General features: G+C 44.4%; 3 protein-coding genes. All 3 read left to right on the top strand.

What is annotated here, in order from left to right; all coding sequences use genetic code 11:
- Nucleotides 1-200: 200 nt before the first annotated feature.
- The gene (locus AC29Z1_RS17410; protein WP_488272708.1) at nt 201-827 is read left to right on the top strand and encodes a hypothetical protein; all 627 of its coding nucleotides are present in this window, start codon (nt 201-203) and stop codon (nt 825-827) included.
- Between the two features lie 66 nt (nt 828-893).
- Nucleotides 894-1,052, top strand: coding sequence for a hypothetical protein (locus AC29Z1_RS17405; protein WP_488272707.1), 159 nt, complete (start codon nt 894-896; stop codon nt 1,050-1,052).
- A gap of 276 nt (nt 1,053-1,328) precedes the next feature.
- On the top strand, nt 1,329-1,896 hold a 568-nt coding region (locus AC29Z1_RS17400), incomplete at its 3' end, for a tail fiber protein (protein WP_488272706.1).

Genomic DNA, 1,896 nt, shown 5'->3' with positions numbered 1-1,896 from the left:
GCTATTTGGTACTATAATACAAGCAGTCAAGTAACCGGGGTTAGGTTTTCAAATAGCGGTATTGAGTTTTATAGGAATGGAGACCGGATAGGGATTACAGGAACTATTTCCGGAAGAACATATTTAAATGGGCTTGTTGTTGGATAATCTTGCTATTTTTTGTAAAATCGCATATACTATACTTGAAAGGAGTGACGTATATGCGTAAATTTTCAATTGTGAGCGTCCTGTTGGCTATATTATTGCTTTCCGGTTGTGGCGCACATTCAGCATATACAGCCGATGAGGACGGCTCTCTGAACACGGGAGGGACAACGTTGTCAACCGCAGCTCAATCTACAGATTTAATAGATAAAAAGCTGACTGAAGCCTTAGCGGCAATCGAATCTGCTGCTACGGAGGCGATAAGACAAATACAGCAAGCAGCTTCAACGACTAAAACTACATTACCAATAACTGAAACAACTACGACCATACCATCAGCGGGGTCGCTTGAGCCTAAAACTATTTCTGTTAACATTGAAACAAAACGCGGTGATGGAACGCTGACATTTATAAAAGCTGAATCCAAACCCTTTGCAAACGAAATTATTTTTTATTATGAAACCAGTGATGAATCTGCTAAGATGCCGGATATAAGTAAAACTTTTCTGGTTGGAAAATCCGGTAAAAAGTATACCACTGATACTTTTTACGGTGTTGGAAATAAAGGTCAGGTTCATTTCCAAGGTATCACCGACTTCTCCGACCTCTCCACCGTCACCCTAACCTACGCATTTGAAGGCTACGAACCTGTAACCGTAACATTTGATATACCAGGGCTATAAACAAACCTAATCAAATCAACCCGCTCAGAAATGGGCGGGTTTTGTTGTGTAGAAAGGGGGATTGTTATGACATTAGAAGAGCGCATTGCAAAGCTGGAAGAAAAAATGGCCGTGCTGGAGCAAGCAGCACGACCGGTGAGTATTACTGCTGAGATGATTTCTGGCGGTCAATTAGCTCCGCCAACTTCTTCTGGTCAATTGCAATTGTTGAATTGCGAAGTGTGATTCCTTTGCAATTAACACAACCCCAGACCTCGACAGGGAAACCGGATGCAGGAATAAATGCGGGAGGGCTTTTACTGGTATCTACGCAAGTTAGTACAAATGAATTTCCCGCAGGTGGCTCTAGTCTTGCAAACATCGGCGATTTAAATATGGACAAAGTTCCATTATATTCACCTCCCTTCTAACACAAAACAGTACCACAATCTCCATAATTTTACAATATCAGCACCTGCCGTATGACAGGCGCTTTTCTATTTGCAAAGGAGTGATACAAGCATGGCAATCCAATTCAGACGCGGCAACGAGGCTGATTTAGTTGCTGAACAGTTACTTCCAGCTGAACCCGCTTTTTCTCTTGACCAAAAGCGCTTTTTGATTGGTACGGGAGATGGAGTCGCAGCCGTACCAACAGAGGCGCAGGTTGTGTCAATCGCTACATCTTTGATGTCGCAGCGCCTACCCGTTGGCACCATATTAATGTGGCCGGGCAACGTTGCACCATCCGGAACGTTATTACTGCAAGGTCAATCGGTCAATCGTGCTGATTGGCCTGATTTATGGCAGTACGCGCAGAATTCCGGAAATATTGTCTCCGACGCACAATGGTCAAGCCGCAAAGGTTCGTTTTCTACTGGAAACGGTTCAACTACGTTTCGCTTGCCCGACCTGCGCGGCGTGGTGCCTGTGGGATACGACACGGCGCAAACGGAGTTTAATACTCTTGGAAAAATTGGCGGTGCGAAGACGGTAGCGCTTAGTTTGGATCATTTACCGTCCCATCGGTCTACACTTAATGAGTGGGTGTTAATCGTTTCCAATTCAGGCAACACCGGAAGGTTTAATC

This window comes from Sporomusa sp. (assembly GCF_057736855.1).
This window is presented reverse-complemented; position numbering and strand designations above follow the sequence as displayed.